This window comes from Gilliamella sp. B3023 (assembly GCF_026536845.1).
GTDB lineage: Bacteria > Pseudomonadota > Gammaproteobacteria > Enterobacterales > Orbaceae > Gilliamella > Gilliamella apicola_E.
The window spans coordinates 67,477-89,931 of the sequence record NZ_JAFNNH010000008.1 but is presented as its reverse complement, the minus strand read 5'-3'; the positions used below and the strand labels follow the sequence as shown (position 1 = coordinate 89,931).

The following is a 22,455-nucleotide window of genomic DNA, read 5'->3' as shown; positions in this document are numbered from 1 at the left end:
ACCTATTATTTATTATCAGCATTAAGTTTAGCTAAGCGAATCGTAACCGCATTTTTGTGTGCAGTCAGTTGCTCAGCTTGTGCCATTAGCTCAACTGCTGTACCTATCGCTTTCAATCCATCAGGCGTTAATTTTTGTACAGTCATCCGTTTTTGAAAATCTGGTAACCCGAGGCTTGAATAAGTTGAAGTATAACCATAAGTAGGCAATACATGATTTGTACCTGATGCATAATCGCCAGCAGACTCTGGTGACCAATCACCGATAAATATTGAACCGGCACTATTAATTTTATCAACCAGTTGATCCGCATTTTTAGTTTGAATAATTAAATGCTCAGGCCCATAACGGTTGCTGATATCTACACATTCTTCTAAATCGTTGGTTACTATAAGTCGGCTTTCTTTCAACGCTTTTTCAGCAATATCTTGGCGCGATAGTTGCATAAGTTGTTTATCAACCTCAATCGAAACTTCCTGTGCAATCTTCTCATCAGGAGTAAGTAGTACCACTTGTGAATCCGGTCCATGTTCAGCTTGAGAAAGTAAATCAGCAGCTATAAAAGATGGATTAGCAGAACTATCGGCGATGACCAATACTTCAGAAGGGCCTGCTGGCATATCAATAGCTGCACCATCAAGACGTTGGCTTACTTGACGTTTGGCTTCAGTAACATAAGCATTACCCGGGCCAAATATTTTATCGACTTTTGGAACTGACTCGGTACCTAATGCCATTGCAGCAATCGCTTGTGCCCCACCTAGTTGATAGATTTCTGTTACACCGCAAAGTTCAGCTGCATACAAAATTTCATCAGCAATTGGGGGAGGTGAGCATAAAATCACTTTACGACAACCAGCAATTTTAGCTGGAATAGCGAGCATTAAAACAGTTGATAATAAAGGAGCAGAACCTCCTGGTATATAGAGACCAACAGAATCAATAGGTCTAGTGACTGACTGGCATTTGATACCAGGCATAGTTTCAACTGTTATGGTCTGTCTTACTTGTGCCTGATGAAATTTTTCAATATTGCTTACAGCCAATTGCATTGCCTGTTTTAAATCCGATTTGACACGACTAGTTGCTGTTTTTATCTCATCTTCAGTTAATTTAATTTGATTGGTTTGAGTTTTATCATATTTACTACTCAATGCTTTGAGGGCTTGATCACCATTTTGTTTAACCTGTGTCAAAATATCTTTAACCACTTGGCTAATAGAATCTGAGGCAGCAATTGCCGGGCGAGTTAATAATTCTGCTTGCTGTTCTTTAGAACAATTTTGCCAATAAGAAAGCTTCATTTGATTACTCCATCATTTTTTCAATTGGTAATACAAGGATTGAACTAGCACCTAATGCTTTTAGTTTTTCCATGGTTTCCCAGAATAATGACTCAGTGCTAACCATGTGTAATGCTACCCGATTTTGTTCACCGGTTAATGGTAAAATAGTTGGATTTTCTGCACCAGGTAATAGCGAAACAACTTGATCTAAAACTGCTGTTGGAGCGTGAAGCATAATATATTTAGATTCACGAGCTTGAATTACACCTTGAATTCGAGTCATCACTTTATCGATTAGGGCTTGTTTAGTACAGGACATTTCACCTTCACGTTGAATTAAGCATGCTTTAGATTTATAAATGACTTCTATTTCTTGTAAACCATTGGCCTCAAGAGTTGCACCACTTGATACCAAATCACAAATTACATCAGCTAAACCAGCTCGAGGAGCCACTTCAACAGAACCATTAAGCAAACAAGTTTTAAAACTTACATTATATTGAGAGAGATAACGGCGGAGTAGGTGAGGATAAGTTGTTGCTACACGCAAATTATTTAAGCACTCAGGACCTGTATAGTTAAAGTCACGAGGGGCGGCAATAGATAAACGACATCCTCCAAAATCAAGTCTACGTAATTTTTTATATTGTGGATTATAACCTTCAGCTTGCCTATCTAGAACTTCTTCTTCTAAAACATTTTCGCCTACAATACCAATATCAACTACGCCATCAATCACAAGGCCTGGTATATCGTCATCACGAACGCGTAAAATATCAATTGGCATATTTTCAGCGAAAGCAATTAGACGTTGCTCTTGTAGATTAATTTTGATACCACACTGAGCTAGTAATTTTTTTGACTCATCACTTAAACGTCCTGATTTTTGCATTGCTATACGTAAACGTGAATTATCCAACATGTTATTCTCCCTAAATAAAATTATTAACCACAAACAAAAAACCCTCGGAAGTTTGATCTTCCGAGGGTTCTCTATTTGCTTTTGCGAAATCACCGGAAGACCATTTGTCTTCCAGCACCAATCGCCCGAAGACTATTCAGGAATGATGGTGATGATGGTGTTTAGTCATACAAAAACAATTCATAAAAATTAAAACCTTTAAATTTAACTGTTGTACAAAATATAACAGAAACGATTAATGAGCAATATCTTTTTGTTAATTTATTGAAATAAATTGTAAGCAAGCGATTATTATTAACAATAATCGCTTATTAACTATAAATATTTAATCATTTATTTTTACGATTAATTATAAGATTTGTTTTAACTTATGGCTGACTTTATAACGACTATAATCAGCAATTTTATTTAAGAAGTTCTCTAGACTATTATTTTCAAAGTGGCAAACAATCATATAACAACCATCACCAGTAATTTTGTAAAATTCGGAAACCTCATCAAATGATTTTACTAACTTTTCAAACGATTCAAATTGATTTGAATTCATATAAATAGTAATAAATTGTAATTGAGATTTTTGCTCTTTAATGGTGAATTTTTCGATAATATGATTATTTAATAACTCTTGCACACGTTGACCAACTGCTTGGCTTGACAAGAATACCTTCTCTCCAATCTCTCGCCAAGATTGACGACTATTCTCTTTTAACTCATTTAATATAGCGCGATCTTTTTTATCCATATTTTCATTTTGAAAGCGAATTGCTGTTAATTCCTTCAATTTACTATGTTATTTAAAAGTTAATACCTGCAGAATAATAACATAAAATATTATAAAGGAGAGCAAAATGACGCAAGCATTAATAATTATTGATGTGCAAAATGATTATTTCCCTGAGGGAAAATACCCATTAAATAATACCGAACAGACGTTGAAATATATTTTAAAGTTACAAAATTATTTCCGTCAAAAGCAATTGCCGATTATTTATATACAGCACATTAATCAAGATGTTAATGCCGCTTTTTTTGTAAAAAATAGCGACGGAACTCAGTTACATTCTAAATTACTTCCTCTTGAAGAGCATAATGAATTTATTGTTCAAAAAGCATATCCAAATAGCTTTTACCAAACTCATTTACAACAGAAGTTAGAGCAATTAGGTATATCACAATTAGTGATTTGTGGAATGATGAGTCACATGTGTGTTGATTCCACCACTCGCTGTGCATTTGAACTAAATTATCAACCAATTTTGATTCACGATGCTTGTACTACTCGTGATCTTAACTTTAATGGCAATATTATTGCATCACAAGTAGTTCATGATAGTTTTATGTCTGCATTAATGAAGTTTGCAACAGTAATGAAGTGTGAATCGTTTATACAAAAAATTTAATGAAGTGAATAACTGAAATACTATCTTGAACTTTAATAATTGAAGTAAAAATTCTTATTTTTGACATTAATATTTATCTGTGATAATACTAGCTGATATCAAAATAATTTGATATTAATTATTCTGTTAGAGGTGTATTACATGTTTCAATCCGTTGGAGGGCATCATGTAGCAAGAGAGGTTATTATATTATTATTCTTGTTGCCAATTTTTTATTTCTTTTATGTTCTGTCGTTCATAGTTATCTTTGCAAGAATGAATCGAATTATTAGAGCAATTCTTGCAACTATAATTTTGGCTTTAGCTATTTATATTTCAATCAATGCTAATTTAGAGTTTTTTGTATTTTTTCTTTCAGCTATTGTTTTTCCGCTTATCATTCGTTTTTGCCAATCAGAAACGAAAAAATATTTTGGTTCAAGACATAAATTGGCTTCTCTATTGAGTTATATATTATTACCATTATTTTGTACTTTCTTTTGGCCGACTTATTTAATCATAGTACCTGGCGTGACTAAGTATTTAGAAAATAGACCAAGTAGCGAGTGCAAAAAAAATGGACGTTTAGTTGAACTGTCCAAAGATACAATCTTACGTATTTATCCGAATTCTAAATATTCACCATTTTGGGTTATTGAAGGATATAATAGTGCTAATGTTTCAGAAAGAAAATTTTGCGAGAAGTTTTCTAATGATGCAGCTCATAAAATTGATAAAATTAGTGATATTAGAATTGACTCGAGTGATATTTGCCTTCATCCAACATCCAAAGCATTAACTGCTTATTGCAATAATATAAAAAATGAAAATTTACAATTTAACAATTTAGATATTGATTTTTTTAGAACTAATAAGAATAGCTCTGATGACAGTTCATTTAAAATATTTCAAGAAAACTTAGAGTATGCAAAAAGTAAAGAAAACTGCGATTATTGTTATAATAAATTTATAGAGAGTAATCAATTTGACAATAATATAGTTCTGTATAGATTTAAAAATAATAATATTCTAATTGTTCCCCAACCAAATTGGTTACCTATTCAATCTGAACCTTTAGTAATTAAATGTTCAATTGATAAGGATTTAGCATGTCATTATATTTATGAATATAAGGGGGATTTTAAAGTATCACTTCACTATGAATTTATTAATCATGATAATAAAGCCAATTATGGAGAGGAACCCATTTACAACCAAGAGTTCATTGATAAATATTTAGAAGGCGCTCAAAAAGCCGCTTTAGTAGTTGAAGATTTTATTGAGAGTCTAAGTGACAAGCAAGATATGGTGGATTGAGACTTTAGTTAAATAGTTTCAAATTACTTGCCGATTGATGTTAGTTTATATTTTAAGGATTGATTTCAGATAAAGCTTTCAATGCTTAGATAAATTTACCCAGAATATACATATTATAGTTTTCTTATTATCAATAAATAAACAATCAAAAAATTGTAACGTAATATGTTTAATAAAATAGATTATATAAACATAACTGGTTTAAATAAAATATAATTATTTGAATGTTAAGATAGGGAAGAGTAATAAACAATATCGATAGGAAAAATAAGCCATTATTAAAACTAGATTGAACTATTTATTTAAGCGATAAATCAAAATTAGAGGAAAGGTAATCATTTTTACCTTTCCTAGAAATTTAACATATTATGACTCGATAATTTGTGGATATTTTTTACCAGATAGAACACTAAATCTGCCGGTTCCAAGCAATGAAAGACTAAAAGCAGTTAAAGACATAAATGCTGGATATTCCCAACCACCACCTGGATTAGTAAATGACCAACCATTAGCCCAATGCACAATAGTTATTATTGCTAGTTGAAAAAAGGCAATTAATGCAACAGCGCGAGTTAGAATACCTAATAGCAACAATGCACCGCCACCAATTTCAAAAACGATTACAATATAAGAAAAGAACCCAGGAAAACCAAGAGTGTGAAAATACTCTGCGGTACCTTCTGGTGTTAGAACAAGTAACTTTGTAAAACCATGAGCTAAAAACATCATACCTAAAGCAATTCGTAATACGAAAGCAGCTACATCAGTTTGATATTCTTTCATTGTGTGTTTCCTATATTAAGTTAACAAAATAATAAAAATCTTATATATCTATTACTTATTTGAAACATAGGATACTGCATGTGAGATTGTCTCACAGTTAACAATCAATAGTAAAGGAACATTAAAAATATTAAAGTTCTTCTTATCAATATGAATTAGTACTATTAATTGCGATAAAATAGCGGTGCGACTAATGTCGCACCGGTATTACTTACTTATTGTTGGTGTCGAATAGAATTGGTATTTAAATTTGTTTGCCTAAATTATGTTTCTAAACATTCAAATTTTATTGGGTAACATTATATATCAAAAATGAGACTTTAGTCTCATTTTTTTAAAATATTTCACAATTAATAATTTATTATTTAAAATGAAAGAAATGGAGTAAAATTAATATAAGTCAAAAAACACTGTTATGAACAAATTTGAAACTAGTTCTTTGAACAACTTTACAAGTCTTAAAAAAAAGAATTATGAGCGACTATTAGAGATTGCTTTGGATTCATTAGAAAATGGAATTGAACCTACGATTACTGAGTTAGCTGATAAATCAGGAATCTCAAGATCGACTGCTTATCGCTATTTTCCAACACAAAATGATCTGATATCGGCAGTGGTTAATCGTTCACTTGATCCTATTTTACAATGGCATACAGACGAGCAAAATATAAGCCAAAGAGTTAATGAATTCATATCGTTTGCTTATACTGAAATGATAAAACATGAAGGTGCTATAAGAGCGACGATGCGATTATCTTTGCAACAATGGGCGAATGAGCGTTCTAAATCAGCACCTAATACAACAAAACGAGTACGGGAAAATCGTAAAGAGGTAATTTCGAAATTATTACAACCGTTACAATCACAGCTTAGTGAAGAGCAATATAATAAAGTCATTTATACCATATCAATCATCTGTGGTTCGCAAATAACGGTTTTAAAAGATGTTTGGAATTTAGATGATTCATATATTATATCGCTTTCTCAATGGATAGCTAACGCTATCATTAATCAAGCGAAAAATGATGCTAACACTTAACGTGTTTTTTTCCCTATTTCCTTTCTAAGTTTTTAAAAACGAAAAATCATTCAAAACACTGCCATATTAGACAGTGTCTTTCTTTTATAACTATAAATTTTAGAAACAGATATTTTTTTAATGGTATTGAATTGGTTGTTGGTTTTGTTCATCGTGAACTAAAAACAAACAGGTATTGCTGGTTAAAACGGCTTGTTGTAAACGCAGTTTATCTTGCTCATTAAGATCATTAACACATGCAACTACATAACTACAGGTTTTACTTTGTAATGCTTTCTCAATAGTAGATACTAAATTTTCATTATTCAAATTAGCTAAATGAACAACTTTTTCTTTATCTAGTCCAGCAGTATTCACCCATGAACGTTTTAGCATCGGACGATCTGATAGCCATAATTGCCATTTTTTCTCTTTATTAAATGAACGTAATAAAGGTCGCTGTTGTTGTAACACCTGTTGAAAGGGTGTTTCAAAATTGATAGCCATAAGTTGTGGTGAAGAATGTTCAATAAGCATAAAAACCTCGATACTGTTTACATATACAGTGTATATTAATACAGTAATTTGAGGTTGTAAATACTATTTGTGATCATTTTTTATATTGTTTTGGGTTAATATACCTTCATGAACGAAAAAATTGATAGGTAAAAAAGCCTAAAAATGTCATTAAAACTGAGCCAGTAACATGAACAGCAATGGTCGCTAATCCCCAACCAATACGACCTTCTTGAAGAAAATTAACAATTTCAGCTGAAAATGTTGAAAAAGTAGATAACCCACCACAAAAACCAGTAATTATCAGCAATCGCCACTCAGCAGAAAGATTTGCATGATTAAAAAAAGCAATTGCAAAACCAATAATATAACCAGCGATCAAATTAGAAAATAATGTACCTAAAGGAATAGCAAAAGCAATGACATTTAATTTTAACGATAAGAACCAGCGAAGCAATCCTCCGAAAACTGAACCGATTGAAATAGCTAAAATAAGTTTCAACATAAATGGGCAACCTTTAAATCATAAATTAAATCCGATCATATCAGTAGAGCATCCAATTGGATATCTTTTTGAAGATAAAATCATTCATTTATTAAATATATTAAATATTCGATTTCAATCGTTATTATTTTTTACTGGTTTGCGCTAAAATATTTAGCTAAATGATTAAATATAAAGGTTATGATAATGTTTACAGGAATCGTACAAGGTGTTGGTCAGATTATTTGTATCACAGATCAGGACAAATTAAGAACCTATAAAGTCAAACTTCCACACAACTTAACAAATAATATTGAAATCGGGGCATCAATAGCAAATGATGGCTGTTGCTTAACTGTAACCGGAATTGAAAATGACTGCGTAACCTTTGACATTATGCAAGAAACCCTTGCTTTAACCACTCTCGGCAATAAGAAGCAAAACGACTTTGTTAATATTGAACGAAGTGCTAAATATGGTGATGAAATAGGTGGGCATGTAATGTCTGGACATGTCTCTTGTACTGCAACCATTATCGATATCCAAAAAACAGCTACCAACTGTCAAATGACCTTAGCTATGCCAGAAAAATTTATGAAATATGTGCTATATAAAGGCTTTATTGGTATAGACGGCGCAAGTTTAACCGTTGGTGAGGTTAAAGATAACCATTTTAACATTCACCTGATTCCAGAAACCTTATCGATTACTACTCTGGATACCAAAAAAGTAGGGGATAGTGTTAATATCGAAATTGATTCACAAACTCAAGCTATTGTCGATACGGTTGAACGCGTATTAGCAAAATAAATGATTGATCACAAAAGATTATCTAATAATGGTTTATTGCAAAAAATAGACTTTTTATTGAGGTAAAAGCAAACTATTAAAAGCATCAAACCATTATTATTGAATTAACTTATAATATAAGTTATTACAAACATTTATCTCTTTTAAAAAAATAAACTCAGCTATTTAATAGGATGAAAATATTAAAGATATGCTTTACTATCTGAAATGAATCATCCAAATAATCATCATTCTTAATTTATTCATTAAAAAGAAATATAAAATAGTAATTTCATGTCAAATGACTAAATGTATTACCTCATTATTAAGACCTTTATAATCATCTAGATTAAGAAAAATACCCCATTTTAAGATTGCTATTCACGCAATTAGACTTTTCAACATTGGTTATTATCACATTTGATTCCAGATTAATCTGGAAAAAAATGTAATCGTCTTATTTATTTATCTAACTATACTTTAAATCATCATGAAGGTATTACATATAGAAAAAGGAGTTGAGTAATGGAAAGACAGATCAAATTACTTAAACTACTTTTTAGCCAGTCAGAATTTAAACCGGCTGCTTTTTTTAGTTCAAAATTATTAATTTCAACTAAAACCGTATATTGCGATATTGAAAAACTAAACGAACGTTTGAAAACGATACCGAATATGGATATTCGAATCGAAAAGTCACCTCGTAAAGGATTAATTTTATTAGGTCAAAAAACGGATATTGAAACAATAATTAATTATTTAGAACAAAAAAATAGTCACAGTTATTTTAATAAAAAATCACGGCGATTAAGTCCTGAATATCGTCGCTTAGATATTGTTAAACGATGTTTATTGAATAGTGAAAACGTATCACTTGAGCAATTATCTTTTGACTATTTAGTCAGTAAAACATCATTACACAAAGATATCGAATTTATTAATCGTGCGCTTGAACAAGAAAATATCGTATTAACCGTCACTCACAAAGGAATTCATGTTGACGGTAATGAAAATCAAATACAACGAGCGATTAAACATTTTCTCTCCTTATATATTCACAAACAAGATGACTATTATCTAAATCAATTGATGAAATCCTTTATTGGGGATGATTCGTTTGAACAGATAAATCGATTACTGTTTGAACGTTTTGAATCGGTCGTTGCACAATCTACTGAGCATTATCTATCTTCATTACTGATATCAATTACCATACAACTTAAGAGATTGTGTTTGGGATATTCAATTCCTGAAGAAAATGATTTTTTATTTAATCATATTCGATATATGCAATCCTACTTGATTGCCTCGGAATTGGCAAAAACACTTGAGTCAACTTTTCAGGTGGCGTTTCCAACCAATGATATTAAATATTTAAGCAAACTGTTTTTTGCTCATCGAATCATTGATGAAAATATCATTGTTGATGACAGTTTTTATGAACAAATCATCTTTAGGATAATAAAAAAAATTGGTGACATTGAGAATGTAGATTTAACGGGTGATAGTAAATTGTTTCACTCTTTACTGTCACATTTTCCATCGATGATTACTCGTTTACAAAAGAAAATCCGTATTATAAATCCAATACTAGACGAGATAAAACAAGAATATTCTAAATTATTTAGTGTGTTATGGTATGCACTTTCAGACTTAGAACGTAAATTTGACATCCATTTAAATGATCATGAAATATCATTTTTATTGATTCATTTTCAAATAGCTTTAGATAAAGCCGCGGATGCAAATAATATTGTCATTATTTGCCAATATGGATGCTCTTCATCAAATTTAATTTTAAATAAAGTACGAAAACTTTTACCGTCGAAAGATAATATCGAAGTCTATTCTGTTTCAAAATTAAATTCGACCAAACTTAGTAATGTCGATTTAATCATCACAACACTTGATATCAACAACATTAATAAACCAATTGTCAAAATATCGTCATTATTAAACAATCAAGATTACCAAAATATTATCCAAGCTTACGCCAACTATGTTCTTAATAAACAACCCGATTTTTCAGACAATTACTATCCAACAACAGCTAAATTCGTTAAAGCCGATTTAATTGAATTAAACGTTGATATTCAACACAAAAATGAATGCCTTAACTTACTGATAAATAAGCTTGAAGAGAAAGGATTTGTAACTAAAAACTATCGTGATTCAGTGTTATATCGTGAAGAAATCGGTGATACCTCGATTGAAAATGGAATTGCTTTACCACATGGTTCACCAATGTTTGTTATCAAATCAAGCATATCAATCATGACCTTAAAACAACCGATCAAATGGGGCATGATTGATGTCAGCATCATTATCATGGTTAGTCTTTCGGAGAACAATATTAATAGTATTAATGACGTTTTCACTGAAATTTATGAAATAGTCTCGAATAAACAGGCAATTTCATCCTTAAAAAATCTCACAAACTTTAAACAACTTAAACTATTTTTGGACAATCAAAGAGGAATCAAGAATGTACTTTGATCAGCATTTATGCCTATTCAATATTGAGGCAAAAACTAAAGAAGAGATCTTAACAACAATGGCACAAATGTTATTTTCACATGGAATTGTTAAACAAGACTATTTAGATGGAATTTTGCAAAGAGAAAAACAATATCCAACAGGATTATTAATTAATTCCGTCGGTTTTGCCATACCACACACTGATTCTTCAAAAGTTAATCAGTCACAAATTTGCTTTGCATCCCTAAAAAATCCAATCATTTTTTCTGGTATGACTGATGATAAAGAACAAATCCCAGTCAAATTCATTTTTATGCTAGCAATGAAGCAGCCACATGAGCAAATTGAAAATTTACAGAACCTTATTGGCTTATTTCAAAATGATGAGCAAATAAAATTATTAGAAAAGTGTCAATCAATTAACGAATTTACCTCTATTTTAAATAGCGCAGGCGTTAAATAGGGTTGATTAATTTTATCAAGGAGTTACAAATGGATAGTGTCATTAATATTTTTCAATGGTTAATAGATCTTGGTGGAGTGGTTTTTTTACCAATCATCATTTTTATCATAGCCTTATTTTTTAGAGTCAGTTTTTCCAAAGCGATAATGTCGGGTATTACCGTCGGTATCGGTATCGTTGGTCTTGGATTAGTTATCGGTTTACTATCTGACACTTTAGGTGTTGCCATCCAAAAAATGGGTGAACAGTATGGAACATCATTAAGTATTATGGATATTGGTTGTGGAGTAGGTGGGCCATTGGCATTCTCAACGACATTGGGGTTATTGCTAATTCCAGCATCATTAATTATCAATTTCTTATTTATCTCACTCGGTTGGACTCGAACTTTAAATGTCGATATCTGGAATTTCTGGTTTGCAATTTTCCTAGGTTTAGTGGCATATTCAGTCACAGGTGAATATTGGGTTGGTATCATTGGCTGTATAACTGCAGTAATGTTGCAATGGTTTTTAGCCGATCTATTACAGAAACCAATAAGCTCATTTTTTGGTTATCCTGGCATTGCTATTACTCACCTCATGGCATTATCGGGTGCAATTGTCGCAATCCCATTAAATTGGATCTTTGACCGAATTCCAGGTTTAAATAAATTAAATGCCGATTCAGAAACGCTAACCAAACGTTTTGGTATCTTTGGTGATACTGTTGTTATCGGATTAATCATCGGTATTGTCGTTGGGATTTTAGCCAATTATGATGTTCCAAAAATTGGTCAGCTAGGTATTTCAACTGCTGCAATCATGAAAATTATGCCAAAAATGGTTGCAATGTTTATGGAAGGCTTACTTCCTGTTGCTGACGCTGCGCGTGAATTTACTAGTAAAAAACTTAATGGAAAACAAGTAAACATCGGAATGGATGCCGCGTTAACTGTTGGTCATCCTGCGGTAATGGCAACTGCGTTAATCATGGTGCCTGTATCATTACTACTTGCTTTGATCTTACCGGGTAACAAAGTACTACCTTTTGGTGATTTAGCCTTCTATGCATTTGGCATCTGCTTAATGGTACCGTTCTTTAAAGGTAATATTATTCGTTCAATCCTTGGTGGCACCATTTACCTAGTTATCTGCCTATATATGGCAACTTGGCTTGCACCAGTCATCACTGATGTATTCCATCTAGCTAATTATGATGTAGGTACAGCTGGTATTGTTACTGTAATTTTATGTGGATTATGGCCTGTAACACTATTTGTACTGTTATTAACCCATATCGGATACCTTGGCTTAATTGGTTTAGCTCTCGTAATCCTTTGCTTGCTTATCTATATCAACAAAATCAAAAAAATTGAAATGTATTAAAAGGAAATAGTCATATGAAAAATTTACTCATAATGTGTGGTGCAGGTCATGCAACTTCAACTATTGCAGTAAGCAAAGTCACTAAATGGCTTAGTGATGAAAAATTAACAGATCAAGTGAAAATTTATCAATCTAAAATTGCTGATGAACTTAATAAAATCGACTCTTATGACGTAGTGGTGAGTACCACCATTGTACCAGATTCAATTAAGGCTAAAGTCATCAACGGTTTACCATTACTTACTGGTGTAGGATTGAATGAGTTTTTTGCAGAGTTAAAAAAACGTTTAGCTATTTAATTGAAAAGCATCATTAAGTATTTATAACGACCGCCTCATTAACTTTCGTTAACTGAAATAACAAAGTTAATGAGGCTGCAATAAGGAATAAAGCAATATGAAAATTATTCATCATGCCATTGAAATCAATACTGTTGCTGGCAGACACTCTTACCATGATATTACTGAAGAATTAAATCAATTTGTTAAGCAATCCAATATCGAAAATGGTCAGTTAACCATAGCTACCACACATACAACCTGCTCACTATTTTTTGAAGAGTGTATGCATGACACTAATTTTTTTGGGGATGAGTTTCTTCATGTCGATATCAACAATACCTTAGAAAAAATTGTACCACGCATGACCAGTGAAAATCAGTACAACAGCCCAGGTCCAAAGCATGTTGAATTTGGTTTAGGACTTAGTGATCCCAATTATCCAGCAGAAAAATGGGTTATGCTAAATACTGATGCTCATATCAAATCATCACTTTTTGGTCATTTCTCATTGGTGTTGATCATTAAAGATGGTTCGCCACTATTAGGGCAATTAGGAAAAATCTATTTTGTTGACTGGGATGCGCTTCGTGAACGAAAACGTAATGTCAATTTTATGTTGATGGGCTGTTAATAAGAGGGAATAATTATGATACTGTCTCCATCACTATTTAATTCTGATCTTTATCAGATTAAAAAAAACTTGGAAAAATTGAAATCATTGGGTATTCGTCAATTACATATTGACGTGATGGATAATCACTATGTACCAAATCTTGGTTTTAATGCAAGCTTTGTCAAAGATTTAAAAACACATACTGATTTCATTTTAGATTGTCATCTTATGGTCGAGAAGCCTGAGTTAGCCATAGCAGATTTTATTGATGCTAAAGCTGATATTATCACCTTTCATTACGAAGCAACGACCCATCACTCATTCATTATCAACAAAATAAAAAGTAACAATATCAAAGCTGGAATAGCTATCAATCCAAGCACAACCATTGAAAACCTTAAGCTACTCTTACCTTTTATTGATTTGGTACTCGTTATGACAGTCAATCCTGGTCAAAAAAATGAAAGCTTTTTACCTTTTACCTTACAAAAAATTGAACAATTAACCCGTGAAAAGCAAAAAGGTAATTATCATTACGACATCCAAGTTGATGGCAATATTACTGACCAAACTATATCACCATGCATTGTCGCTGGAGCAAATAGCATTGTATCGGGTGGATTCATCTTTAAAAATAATGCCATAGAAAGCAATATTGAAAAATTAAAAATGGCAATAAAATAGGAATAAAACAGTGACTATCAAAAATGTACTTAGCAATATATTGACAGAAATATCGGCGCAGGAAGGTAATTTAAATGAAGATCAACTTCAGGAATTTAAAAACGCTATTATTTCCGCAAAACATATCTTTTTAGCTGGAACCGGCAGATCAGGATTAATGATTAGTGCATTTGCTAATCGATTAATGCATTTAGGTTTAAATGTGAGTTTAATAACTGAAATCAGCAAACCTAAAGCAAATGTTGGCGATTTATTGATTTTAGGATCTAATTCTGGGGAAACTAAAAGCCTCATTGCTTATGCTAATCAAGCAAAAGCAATCGGTGTTAAAATAATCCTATTTACCACCAACATCAACTCAAGTTTAGCAAAACTAGCTGATAACATTGTTGCAATTCCAATCAATGTTGTTCAATTAAATCAACCTATGGGCAGTACCTTTGAACAACTATCTCTGCTGACTTATGACAGCATCATTTATAGCCTAATGGAAGATTTGAATCAAACGCCAGAATCAATGAAAAATCGACATGCCAATATTGAATAGCATTGAGTCTAAAAAAACTCCAAGTCTCAAACCTAAATTAGTGATGGATGCTTTTGGAGGCAAGTCCATTGCATCTACACTATATGGGATAGTTAACATTATAGTATTTAATATCTTTATAAAATTTTGAGGAACGGGTTTTTTGATTCAAAAAAAGTTGAGGAGCGGGGTTTTTGAGGGGATGAGAATGCAAATAGCTCTTAAAAAGTTAAACCGCCATTAATTTATCTATTCAATTAACAGCGATTTTATCCCTTACAGATTGAATCACTATTTAATGTTTTTTAAATAGTCAGCAATTTCTGCAATATCTTTAGGTGTAGTTTGGCAGCATCCGCCAATCAATTTAGCACCTAATTTTAACCAAGTTGGTAATTGGTTTTTGAAAGTACAGTTGTGTTGGTGATTTTTATGCCATTGTTTGGTGGTTGGATCATACTGTTCACCTGAGTTTGGATAAACAATCAAAGGTTTTCTAGTTAAGGTTTGTAATACGGTTAATGCGGCAGTTACTTCTTCTAAGGCAATGCAATTAATACCAACACTAACCACTTGATCAACGTTATTTAGATAATCGATCACTTCTTTTAGCGGGGTACCATCGCTAAGGTGATTAGCATCTTTTAAGGTAAATGAGAACCATGCTGTCATTGTTGGATACTGTTTCAGTACTTTAACAAGCGCTTTAATTTCAGCAAAATTGGGTAAGGTTTCGCAAGCTAGGATATCGGCTTTTGCATCGATTAGTGCTTGTATTCGGATCTGATGAAACTCGATAAATTCTTCTTCACTTAATTGGTAGTTGCCTGTGTATTCTGAACCATCAGCTAAATAAGCACCATAAGGACCAACTGAACCAGCTATAAATAGTGGTTTATTTTTACCAATCTGAGTTAAATATTGCTCTTTTGCTTGTTGAGCCAGCTCGACACTTTTTTTGATAAGCTTTATAGATTCATCTAAAGATATCCCTTTTTTAGCGAACCCTAAAGGTGATGCCTGATAGCTGGCAGTGGTTGCACAATCTGCACCAGCTTTAAAGTAGTCATAATGAACTTGCCTAATCAGATCGGGTTGTTCTATTAATACTTTGGCTGACCACAAACTATCATTAAGATCACAGCCACGGCGCTGTAACTCACTAGCTAAAGCACCGTCAATTATGATATTTTGGTTGAATGATATTGGATTAGACATTATCGGTTCACTCGTTGTTGATAAGCTCGGGTAACATGATAGGCGATATAGCAAAACACCACAAATGGAATACCACAATAAAGCGCGATGCGCTGTTCTGGATCGAATGCCAAACCAACACAAGCAACTAAGCATAGAATAAAGCCTAAAATTGGTACTAATGGGTATAAAGGTGCTTTATATTTGAGACCTTCAATGTCAGAAGATGAAAGTTGTTTTCTAAAAAAGTAATGAGAAGCACAAATACTTAACCAAACCGCCACCACAGCAAATCCAGAAATCGCGGTTAGGCCGACAAACACCGTATCTGGGGCGATGACACTAGAAAACAGCGCTAATAAACCGCCAATCATACTAACGGCAATAGCTGTGGTTGGAATACCTTTTTTATTTAGTTTACTAAAGTATTTAGGTAATGTGCCTTGATTGGATAATGACCATAACATCCGACCAGAAGCATATAGACCAGAATTAGCGGCGGATAGAATAGCGGTTAAAATAACAAAATTCATAATATCAGCCGAATAGGGGATACCAATACTTTCGAACACTTCAACAAATGGACTTTTGATTACACCAGCTTGCTCCATTGGTAGTAGCGCTGCTAATACAAAAATTGTACCAACGAAAAAGATGATTAATCTGAAAATAGTGGTTTTAATCGCTAATGGAATCGATTTTTCAGGCTGATGGGTTTCACCAGCAGCTATACCAATAAGTTCGGTTCCAGAAAAAGCAAAATTAACTGATACCATGGTCATAATTATTGGCGTAATACCATTTGGGAACCAGCCATACTCGGTAATATTATGTAAAAATGGAGCTGGCATATCATTTTTCATCGGAATTATGCCAAAAATAGCTGCGCTTCCGGCAATGATAAATACTACGATAGTGATGACTTTTATTATCGAAAACCAAAACTCACTTTCGGCAAAAAATTGTGCAGTAATTATATTCAACATAAAAATGACTAAGCAAAAAACTAAACACCACTGCCATACAGGGACTTGCGGGAACCAGTATTGCATACACAATCCGGCAGCGGTAAAGCTTGATCCTAACGCGACAGTCCAAGTTAACCAATAAAGCCAGGCTACCGTATAGCCTGTAGCAGGGCTGATAAATCGTGATGCATAGGTATGAAAGGCACCCGTTTCAGGCATAGCCACAGCAAGTTCACCTAAACATAACATGACAAGATAAACGACTAATGCGCCAATTAAATAGGCAATGATTGCACCAATTGCGCCAGCAGTGGCAATAATATAACCGGTATTAAAAAATAGACCGGTCCCAATTACACCACCTAAAGATAGCATAATTAAATGCCGAGTTTTCATGGTGCGTTTAAATTGATTTTCATTACTAACAGAAGAATGTTTATTCATAAAATTTATTTTTAGTTAAAGTAAAAGAATCCATAATTCTAAGTAAGTTGAATTATGATTTAAATTTTCAATGATTTATATCATGACATTTATTTGGATGATTGCTCTTAATTGTAATAGATACGATTAATATAAGCGATATTTTTGTCATCATTTAACGATTAATAAACGCATTGTTCTAATCAGCTGATTAAAGAAATCTTGTTTATTTAATTTTTTATCATTAACATCAACTTCATCTTTATCTCGTTCTAAATTGTAATCAATGTTGGAATAGATTCCTTTTTCATTGTTTTTATCAAATGTAAATAATGGATTATCCTTTAAAAATTGATGACAAATTATAAAAAGTTCTCGACTACTACTTTGTATCTCTTCCAACTGAACGTTATTGTCTATAGGATTGTTGGTTTGTGCTTTAATACGTCCTAATACTTTAATTGGTATATCAATATTCCATTTGAGGGCTTTTATTTTATCTATATTACGGTACTTATAGATATCATCGGTTATTTCAATTAAAGCACGGATTGCTATATCGCCTTCATCATTGTGCCAACTTAAATTATTTAATGAAATTTTTCGATTAGAAGGGGTGAGAAAATTATCAAAAAGCCATTTTTGTTTGGCTATTGGATCGATTGGATATCCCAAATCTTCACCATCTATGCCTTCATAATTAATATCTAATTTTCCTTATCCTAGATTTTGATTGCCATAAGTAATTGAATTAATATTTGTTATAAAATAACCATCTACTGTGAGATTATCATTAAGTTTACTACTTTGCTTTATGTTTAAATTATTAATTGCAATTGGTGGAACATAAGTCGAAGTGAATTTGATTTTATCAATATTTGTTATTGAATCGATATTAGGAATGGTAAATATTTCTTGTTCATCTATATTGAAAGCATAATGGCCTTTATTTTCAATATTGCTTATATCAAATAGAAATCGATTAATCGTGCCAACGTTTATGTGTAAGTTACCAAGGTTCATTTTATATTCTATCTGATCCTGGTTTGGTTTTGCCGTTAAGATAAACTGCTCAAATGAAATAGCATCCTGTTTATTTTTATAAAGTGTTAAATTATCAAATTTTAATGTCGATATGAGTTGATTTCTGTCTTCTCCACTTTCTAAATTGTAAATAACATCTGAAATATAAAATTCTAATTTCGAATGATTCAATTTGATTGCCTTTGTCGCTAATTTAACAATTAGATATTGCCCATATCCGATGCTTGCATGACCTGTTATAAAAGGTTTATTACCCGCAATTTTCCAAAGTTCTGGAGAGTTTATTTTACCCATTTCATATTCAATCCAAGCAAATTTTGGAGTAAAAACACCATTTGCCAAAGCTGCAGTGGGGAAGGGACCATGATAAATAGTTAAATCATCATCAAATACTTTTAGGGTACTTTTTTGAGATTGATTTTTAGGGGATAAGGTAAAAGTTAAGTGAACTTTTGTCGAAAAAATATTCTTTTGATAATGGCTTTTATTAATCGTAATATCAAATAATTGTTGATAGCTATTAACTTTTTCGGTTAAGGATTGAAGGTTATTATCAAATTCTCTTTCAATAATATTGCCTGTATGCCATGAAATTCCAATATAGCCAAGTCCTAGTGCTGACATTATAATTAAGATGCTTTTTTTCATTAATATTCACTTATAATATTCTTATTTTCTAATGATATTTTTTAAAGACTTATTTAACTATATTAAGTATGTTATTTCAAAATTTAATAAATTCTATAAATTTACATCTATCATTGTTTAATCAAAAACTTTATTTTGCGATTTGATATAACTAATCAAATAATATGTATCGGATTTGCAAATAAATTATTTTTTAGAAGCTATCCCGCCAAAAGGTGGCGGGATAAATTAGTGATAAAAAGTTTAACTTTTAAAAATGGTTTTGAAGCTCTTGAAAACTCATTTTTTTGCCATTAAGGTTGAATTGACCACTTTGTTTAGTGTATTCAATTTCAGTGAATATACCTTCCACATCTCCTTTTTTAAATAAAATTGCTGGATATGGAGATCTATTAAAAGATCTTTCAACGATGAATTGCATTTGTTTAGCATCAGACTCAAATTGTTGTTCAGAAATATTTTCATTTTCTGGATTATCAAATTGAGTCTTAATACGTGCTATAACTTTGTATGGTGCATCAAGATTTACTTTAAATTGGTTAAGTTGATCGATATTTTGAGCCAATCTTAAACTTGACATTATAGTGAAATCTGAAACATCAAAAAATGCACTGAAGTTAAAATCACCGGCTGCATTGTGCCAATTGACTTTTTTGAAGTTCATTTTGGTATTAGGTGAACTATGTTTTATTTTAGCTAAAAACGGCGCTGCTTCCGGGTAAATTTCTAAAAAAGATTTATCTAATCCTTCAAAATCAAATTCAAACGAACCATTACCTATGTCTTGTTTACCATATTTAAATGAACCAATCTTGAATGCAAAATCACCATTTAAGCCACTCTCTTTTGCTTCTAACACATAATTCCAAGCTAAATTTTTCAGAGAAATTTCTGGTGTATCTCTGGCCGATTCAAAATTAAAATAGAAATCATCAACGCTAGCATTTAAAGTATATTTATTTTGAAAATCTGCATCGTTAACAACTTTTAAATTGGTTATTTTTAATTGATTATCTGCATCATGTTGATAATTAATTTTACTTGCTTCAATCGAAATTGATGGGGCAACAAAATTAATGTTTCCTGAAGCACGCCAATTTATCTCACCAAGATCAAGTTTAGCATCAGCATCTTCAACTCCGATATCTTTCAAATCAAGTACAATTGGTTGAGTTGATATGTTATAGTCTATGAAGTCAGAGTAAGACAGGCTTATATGACCTTTCATAAATGGCTGATTGCCCGCTTTTTTCCATAAATCAGGATTAAATTGTTCACTATTTTGAAATTCAACCCAAGCTTGTTGTGGTGTGAATACGCCATTTTTTAACGCTTCAATTGGAAAAGGACCATGATGAATAATCACATCATCATCGTATAATACAACTGTTTTTGAGTTTTCAATGTTTGTTACAGCTAATTTTATGTGTGTTTTAGTTGAAAAGAGGCTTTTTTCGTCATTTGTATGCGTGATTTGTACCTCAAAATTATCTTGTAAGCTATTAACTTCTTGGGTTAAATTTTTTAATGTGCTATCAAGACCATCTTCTATTACATTTCCGGTATACCATGCAGTACCAACATACCCCAAACCTAATATTGCAATAACACCAACTGCTAATTTTGTTTTCTTCATTTTTACTCTCTTGATTTCTATTACTTGTTAATTACTTTTTAAAATTAATAATTTTTACTGTTTTCTTACTTCGGGTTTAAGCCTAATCGCGTTTAATTCATAGTTATTTAAATAGTTCCAACACATTACTTTTATTATAAATTTTTCCATTAATATTAACATCATTGCTATCTTGATGTATATCGATAAATAAACCTTGCTCTCCGTCTTTACTAAAGGTAAATAATGGCGAATCATTAGACATATGTGCCAATATGTCTTGGACTATTTTTTTAGATTTATTAAATTGATCCTCTGTTATACCACTATTATTAGGCGAATGATATTGAGCAAATGTACGCGCTAGTACGTTAAGCGGGGCGTTCACGTATAATGTAAAGTTATTGATGTTATCAAACGGATCATTAATTGTATAAATTTTACTAAGATTAGTAACATCAAGTAAGCCTTTGATATTGATGTCACCATTATCATTATGTAAATTTAATTTTTTTAACTCAAATCGACTATTGATAGGTTGATTATATTGAGTATCTTCATCGATAAACGCTGCACCAAATTCCGCCTTATCTAACCCTTGATAATCAATATTTATTTCTGCTTTGCCTAACTCTTGTTGTCCATATAAGATCGAGTCAATACTACCGCTAAAAAAGCCATTTAGAGTACGGCTATCACCAAAATTAACTTTCTGATTGACTGAAATTTTATTTAATTTAATAGCAGGTCGTTTATCGTCTGACTCAGGAATTAAGGTAAACTTATCGAGGTTAGCTTGTAAGGTTATATTTTGATTATTGGAATCAATAGTGCTATCTACTTTTAGATTGTTTATTAAGAAAGTGTCATTATCGGACTTAGTAAAGTCATAATCAGGATTGAAAAAAGCATCTCTTAGATTTGTATTTAAAGAATCTAAACTCAATAAATAATGAGTATTTGTTGATTGTTTTTCGCCAGCAAACTCAATGTGAAGCTTATCTAAAGTGAAATATACATTAGCTTTTTTGGTGTGAAATCTATCTAAATCCAGCGTTATCGAAGGTATAGGGGAATCATTATTACTAATAAATGTAAAACTACCATTACCTAATTCGTATTCAAGATTAATATTAGTTTCGAACTCCCTTTTTTCACTAAATTTTCGACTAAAAAGTTTCATGATCAGATTATTACTATAATCCAAACTAATGTAGCCAGTAATAAATGGTTGATTTCCCATAGCTTCCCATAACGCAGGTTTAGCTTCTTGGCTGATTTCATAATCAATCCAAGCCTGTTGTGGTGAAAATATACCTTGTTTTAAAGCTGCAATTGGGAATGGTCCATGATGAATAGTAAAATCTTTATCAGCTAACGTTAATACATCCTCTGAACTTCCATCTTTGGGTGTTAACGTCATATAGATGTGTGTTTTGGTTGAAAACAGATGTCTTTCATGATTAGAAAGGGAAATGTTTAACTTAAAGATATTTTGCGCATTGTTAAATTTTGCAACGGTTTCGGGTAACGTATTGTATAGTTCCTTTTCTATTACGATACCTGTATGCCATGCAATACAAATATAGCCTAATATAGTAATAATGGTGAATATAGCAATAGTAATAATGGTTAATATTGTTTTTTTCAATTC

General features: G+C 31.9%; 23 protein-coding genes and 1 other annotated feature. Of the genes, 11 read left to right on the top strand and 12 right to left on the bottom strand.

Annotated elements, in window-relative coordinates:
- Positions 1 to 5 precede the first annotated feature (5 nt).
- From hisD to J3U16_RS06745, 3 genes are all read right to left on the bottom strand, one after another.
- Complete coding sequence (gene hisD, locus J3U16_RS06755) at positions 6 to 1,304, bottom strand: histidinol dehydrogenase (protein WP_267330307.1); 1,299 nt, start codon at positions 1,302 to 1,304, stop codon at positions 6 to 8.
- A 4-nt stretch (positions 1,305 to 1,308) separates the two neighbouring features.
- Complete coding sequence (gene hisG / locus J3U16_RS06750; RefSeq protein ID WP_065563470.1) at positions 1,309 to 2,208, bottom strand: ATP phosphoribosyltransferase; 900 nt, start codon at positions 2,206 to 2,208, stop codon at positions 1,309 to 1,311.
- 32 nt (positions 2,209 to 2,240) lie between these two features.
- Positions 2,241 to 2,366: a sequence feature (His leader region), on the bottom strand.
- Positions 2,367 to 2,557: 191 nt separating this feature from the next.
- Positions 2,558 to 2,989 carry an Lrp/AsnC family transcriptional regulator gene (locus tag J3U16_RS06745; RefSeq protein WP_267342729.1) on the bottom strand — a complete coding sequence of 144 codons (432 nt, stop codon included), beginning with the start codon at positions 2,987 to 2,989 and terminating at the stop codon, positions 2,558 to 2,560.
- Between the two features lie 67 nt (positions 2,990 to 3,056).
- On the opposite strand from J3U16_RS06745, the gene J3U16_RS06740 reads away from it, so the two are divergent.
- The gene (locus J3U16_RS06740) at positions 3,057 to 3,608 is read left to right on the top strand and encodes a cysteine hydrolase family protein (RefSeq protein WP_267342727.1); all 552 of its coding nucleotides are present in this window, start codon (positions 3,057 to 3,059) and stop codon (positions 3,606 to 3,608) included.
- A gap of 141 nt (positions 3,609 to 3,749) precedes the next feature.
- Positions 3,750 to 4,904, top strand: a complete 1,155-nt coding sequence (locus J3U16_RS06735; RefSeq protein ID WP_267342725.1) for a hypothetical protein — start codon at positions 3,750 to 3,752, stop codon at positions 4,902 to 4,904.
- A gap of 366 nt (positions 4,905 to 5,270) precedes the next feature.
- On the opposite strand, the gene J3U16_RS06730 is transcribed toward J3U16_RS06735, so the two are convergent.
- Entirely contained in the window at positions 5,271 to 5,687 is a 417-nt protein-coding gene (locus J3U16_RS06730) for a DoxX family protein (protein WP_065734870.1), read from the bottom strand.
- A gap of 415 nt (positions 5,688 to 6,102) precedes the next feature.
- On the opposite strand from J3U16_RS06730, the gene J3U16_RS06725 reads away from it, so the two are divergent.
- Positions 6,103 to 6,726, top strand: a complete 624-nt coding sequence (locus J3U16_RS06725; RefSeq protein WP_065563465.1) for a TetR/AcrR family transcriptional regulator — start codon at positions 6,103 to 6,105, stop codon at positions 6,724 to 6,726.
- 117 nt (positions 6,727 to 6,843) lie between these two features.
- Here the strand turns inward: J3U16_RS06725 and J3U16_RS06720 are convergent, their stop codons facing one another.
- Positions 6,844 to 7,242, bottom strand: coding sequence for a cell division inhibitor SulA (locus tag J3U16_RS06720; protein WP_065734868.1), 399 nt, complete (start codon positions 7,240 to 7,242; stop codon positions 6,844 to 6,846).
- A gap of 106 nt (positions 7,243 to 7,348) precedes the next feature.
- Positions 7,349 to 7,726 carry a fluoride efflux transporter CrcB gene (gene crcB, locus J3U16_RS06715; protein WP_065563463.1) on the bottom strand — a complete coding sequence of 126 codons (378 nt, stop codon included), beginning with the start codon at positions 7,724 to 7,726 and terminating at the stop codon, positions 7,349 to 7,351.
- Between the two features lie 186 nt (positions 7,727 to 7,912).
- On the opposite strand from crcB, the gene J3U16_RS06710 reads away from it, so the two are divergent.
- The 8 genes from J3U16_RS06710 to hxlB all read left to right on the top strand — a co-directional run bounded on the left by J3U16_RS06710 (position 7,913) and on the right by hxlB (position 14,927).
- Positions 7,913 to 8,515 (top strand): riboflavin synthase, encoded by a 603-nt coding sequence (locus J3U16_RS06710; protein WP_065734866.1) that lies wholly within the window; start codon positions 7,913 to 7,915, stop codon positions 8,513 to 8,515.
- 504 nt (positions 8,516 to 9,019) lie between these two features.
- Positions 9,020 to 10,990, top strand: coding sequence for a BglG family transcription antiterminator (locus J3U16_RS06705; protein ID WP_267342723.1), 1,971 nt, complete (start codon positions 9,020 to 9,022; stop codon positions 10,988 to 10,990).
- Complete coding sequence (locus J3U16_RS06700) at positions 10,980 to 11,435, top strand: PTS sugar transporter subunit IIA (RefSeq protein WP_267330310.1); 456 nt, start codon at positions 10,980 to 10,982, stop codon at positions 11,433 to 11,435. The genes J3U16_RS06705 and J3U16_RS06700 overlap by 11 nt, the downstream gene beginning before the upstream one ends.
- Before the next feature lie 29 nt (positions 11,436 to 11,464).
- Positions 11,465 to 12,802: a PTS galactitol transporter subunit IIC gene (locus J3U16_RS06695; RefSeq protein ID WP_065563459.1), complete on the top strand. Its 1,338-nt coding sequence runs from the start codon at positions 11,465 to 11,467 to the stop codon at positions 12,800 to 12,802.
- Between the two features lie 14 nt (positions 12,803 to 12,816).
- Positions 12,817 to 13,101 (top strand): PTS sugar transporter subunit IIB, encoded by a 285-nt coding sequence (locus J3U16_RS06690; protein WP_065563458.1) that lies wholly within the window; start codon positions 12,817 to 12,819, stop codon positions 13,099 to 13,101.
- Positions 13,102 to 13,198: 97 nt separating this feature from the next.
- Positions 13,199 to 13,714, top strand: coding sequence for a YjbQ family protein (locus J3U16_RS06685; RefSeq protein ID WP_267330311.1), 516 nt, complete (start codon positions 13,199 to 13,201; stop codon positions 13,712 to 13,714).
- Between the two features lie 15 nt (positions 13,715 to 13,729).
- Positions 13,730 to 14,380 carry a ribulose-phosphate 3-epimerase gene (locus J3U16_RS06680; RefSeq protein ID WP_267342721.1) on the top strand — a complete coding sequence of 217 codons (651 nt, stop codon included), beginning with the start codon at positions 13,730 to 13,732 and terminating at the stop codon, positions 14,378 to 14,380.
- Positions 14,381 to 14,390: 10 nt separating this feature from the next.
- Complete coding sequence (gene hxlB, locus J3U16_RS06675; protein ID WP_267342720.1) at positions 14,391 to 14,927, top strand: 6-phospho-3-hexuloisomerase; 537 nt, start codon at positions 14,391 to 14,393, stop codon at positions 14,925 to 14,927.
- 270 nt (positions 14,928 to 15,197) lie between these two features.
- On the opposite strand, the gene mmuM is transcribed toward hxlB, so the two are convergent.
- From mmuM to J3U16_RS06645, 6 genes are all read right to left on the bottom strand, one after another.
- A complete protein-coding gene (mmuM, locus tag J3U16_RS06670) occupies positions 15,198 to 16,124 on the bottom strand; it encodes a homocysteine S-methyltransferase (RefSeq protein ID WP_267336871.1) in 927 nt (308 codons plus the stop codon).
- A complete protein-coding gene (gene mmuP / locus J3U16_RS06665) occupies positions 16,124 to 17,515 on the bottom strand; it encodes an S-methylmethionine permease (protein ID WP_065734860.1) in 1,392 nt (463 codons plus the stop codon). Before mmuP ends, mmuM begins: the two co-directional genes overlap by 1 nt.
- A gap of 150 nt (positions 17,516 to 17,665) precedes the next feature.
- A complete protein-coding gene (locus J3U16_RS06660) occupies positions 17,666 to 18,169 on the bottom strand; it encodes a hypothetical protein (RefSeq protein ID WP_267342718.1) in 504 nt (167 codons plus the stop codon).
- A gap of 42 nt (positions 18,170 to 18,211) precedes the next feature.
- Positions 18,212 to 19,186, bottom strand: a complete 975-nt coding sequence (locus J3U16_RS06655) for a DUF945 family protein (protein WP_267342716.1) — start codon at positions 19,184 to 19,186, stop codon at positions 18,212 to 18,214.
- A gap of 250 nt (positions 19,187 to 19,436) precedes the next feature.
- The gene (locus J3U16_RS06650) at positions 19,437 to 20,822 is read right to left on the bottom strand and encodes a DUF945 family protein (protein ID WP_267342714.1); all 1,386 of its coding nucleotides are present in this window, start codon (positions 20,820 to 20,822) and stop codon (positions 19,437 to 19,439) included.
- 103 nt (positions 20,823 to 20,925) lie between these two features.
- Positions 20,926 to 22,452 (bottom strand): DUF945 family protein, encoded by a 1,527-nt coding sequence (locus J3U16_RS06645; protein ID WP_267342713.1) that lies wholly within the window; start codon positions 22,450 to 22,452, stop codon positions 20,926 to 20,928.
- Positions 22,453 to 22,455: the final 3 nt, after the last annotated feature.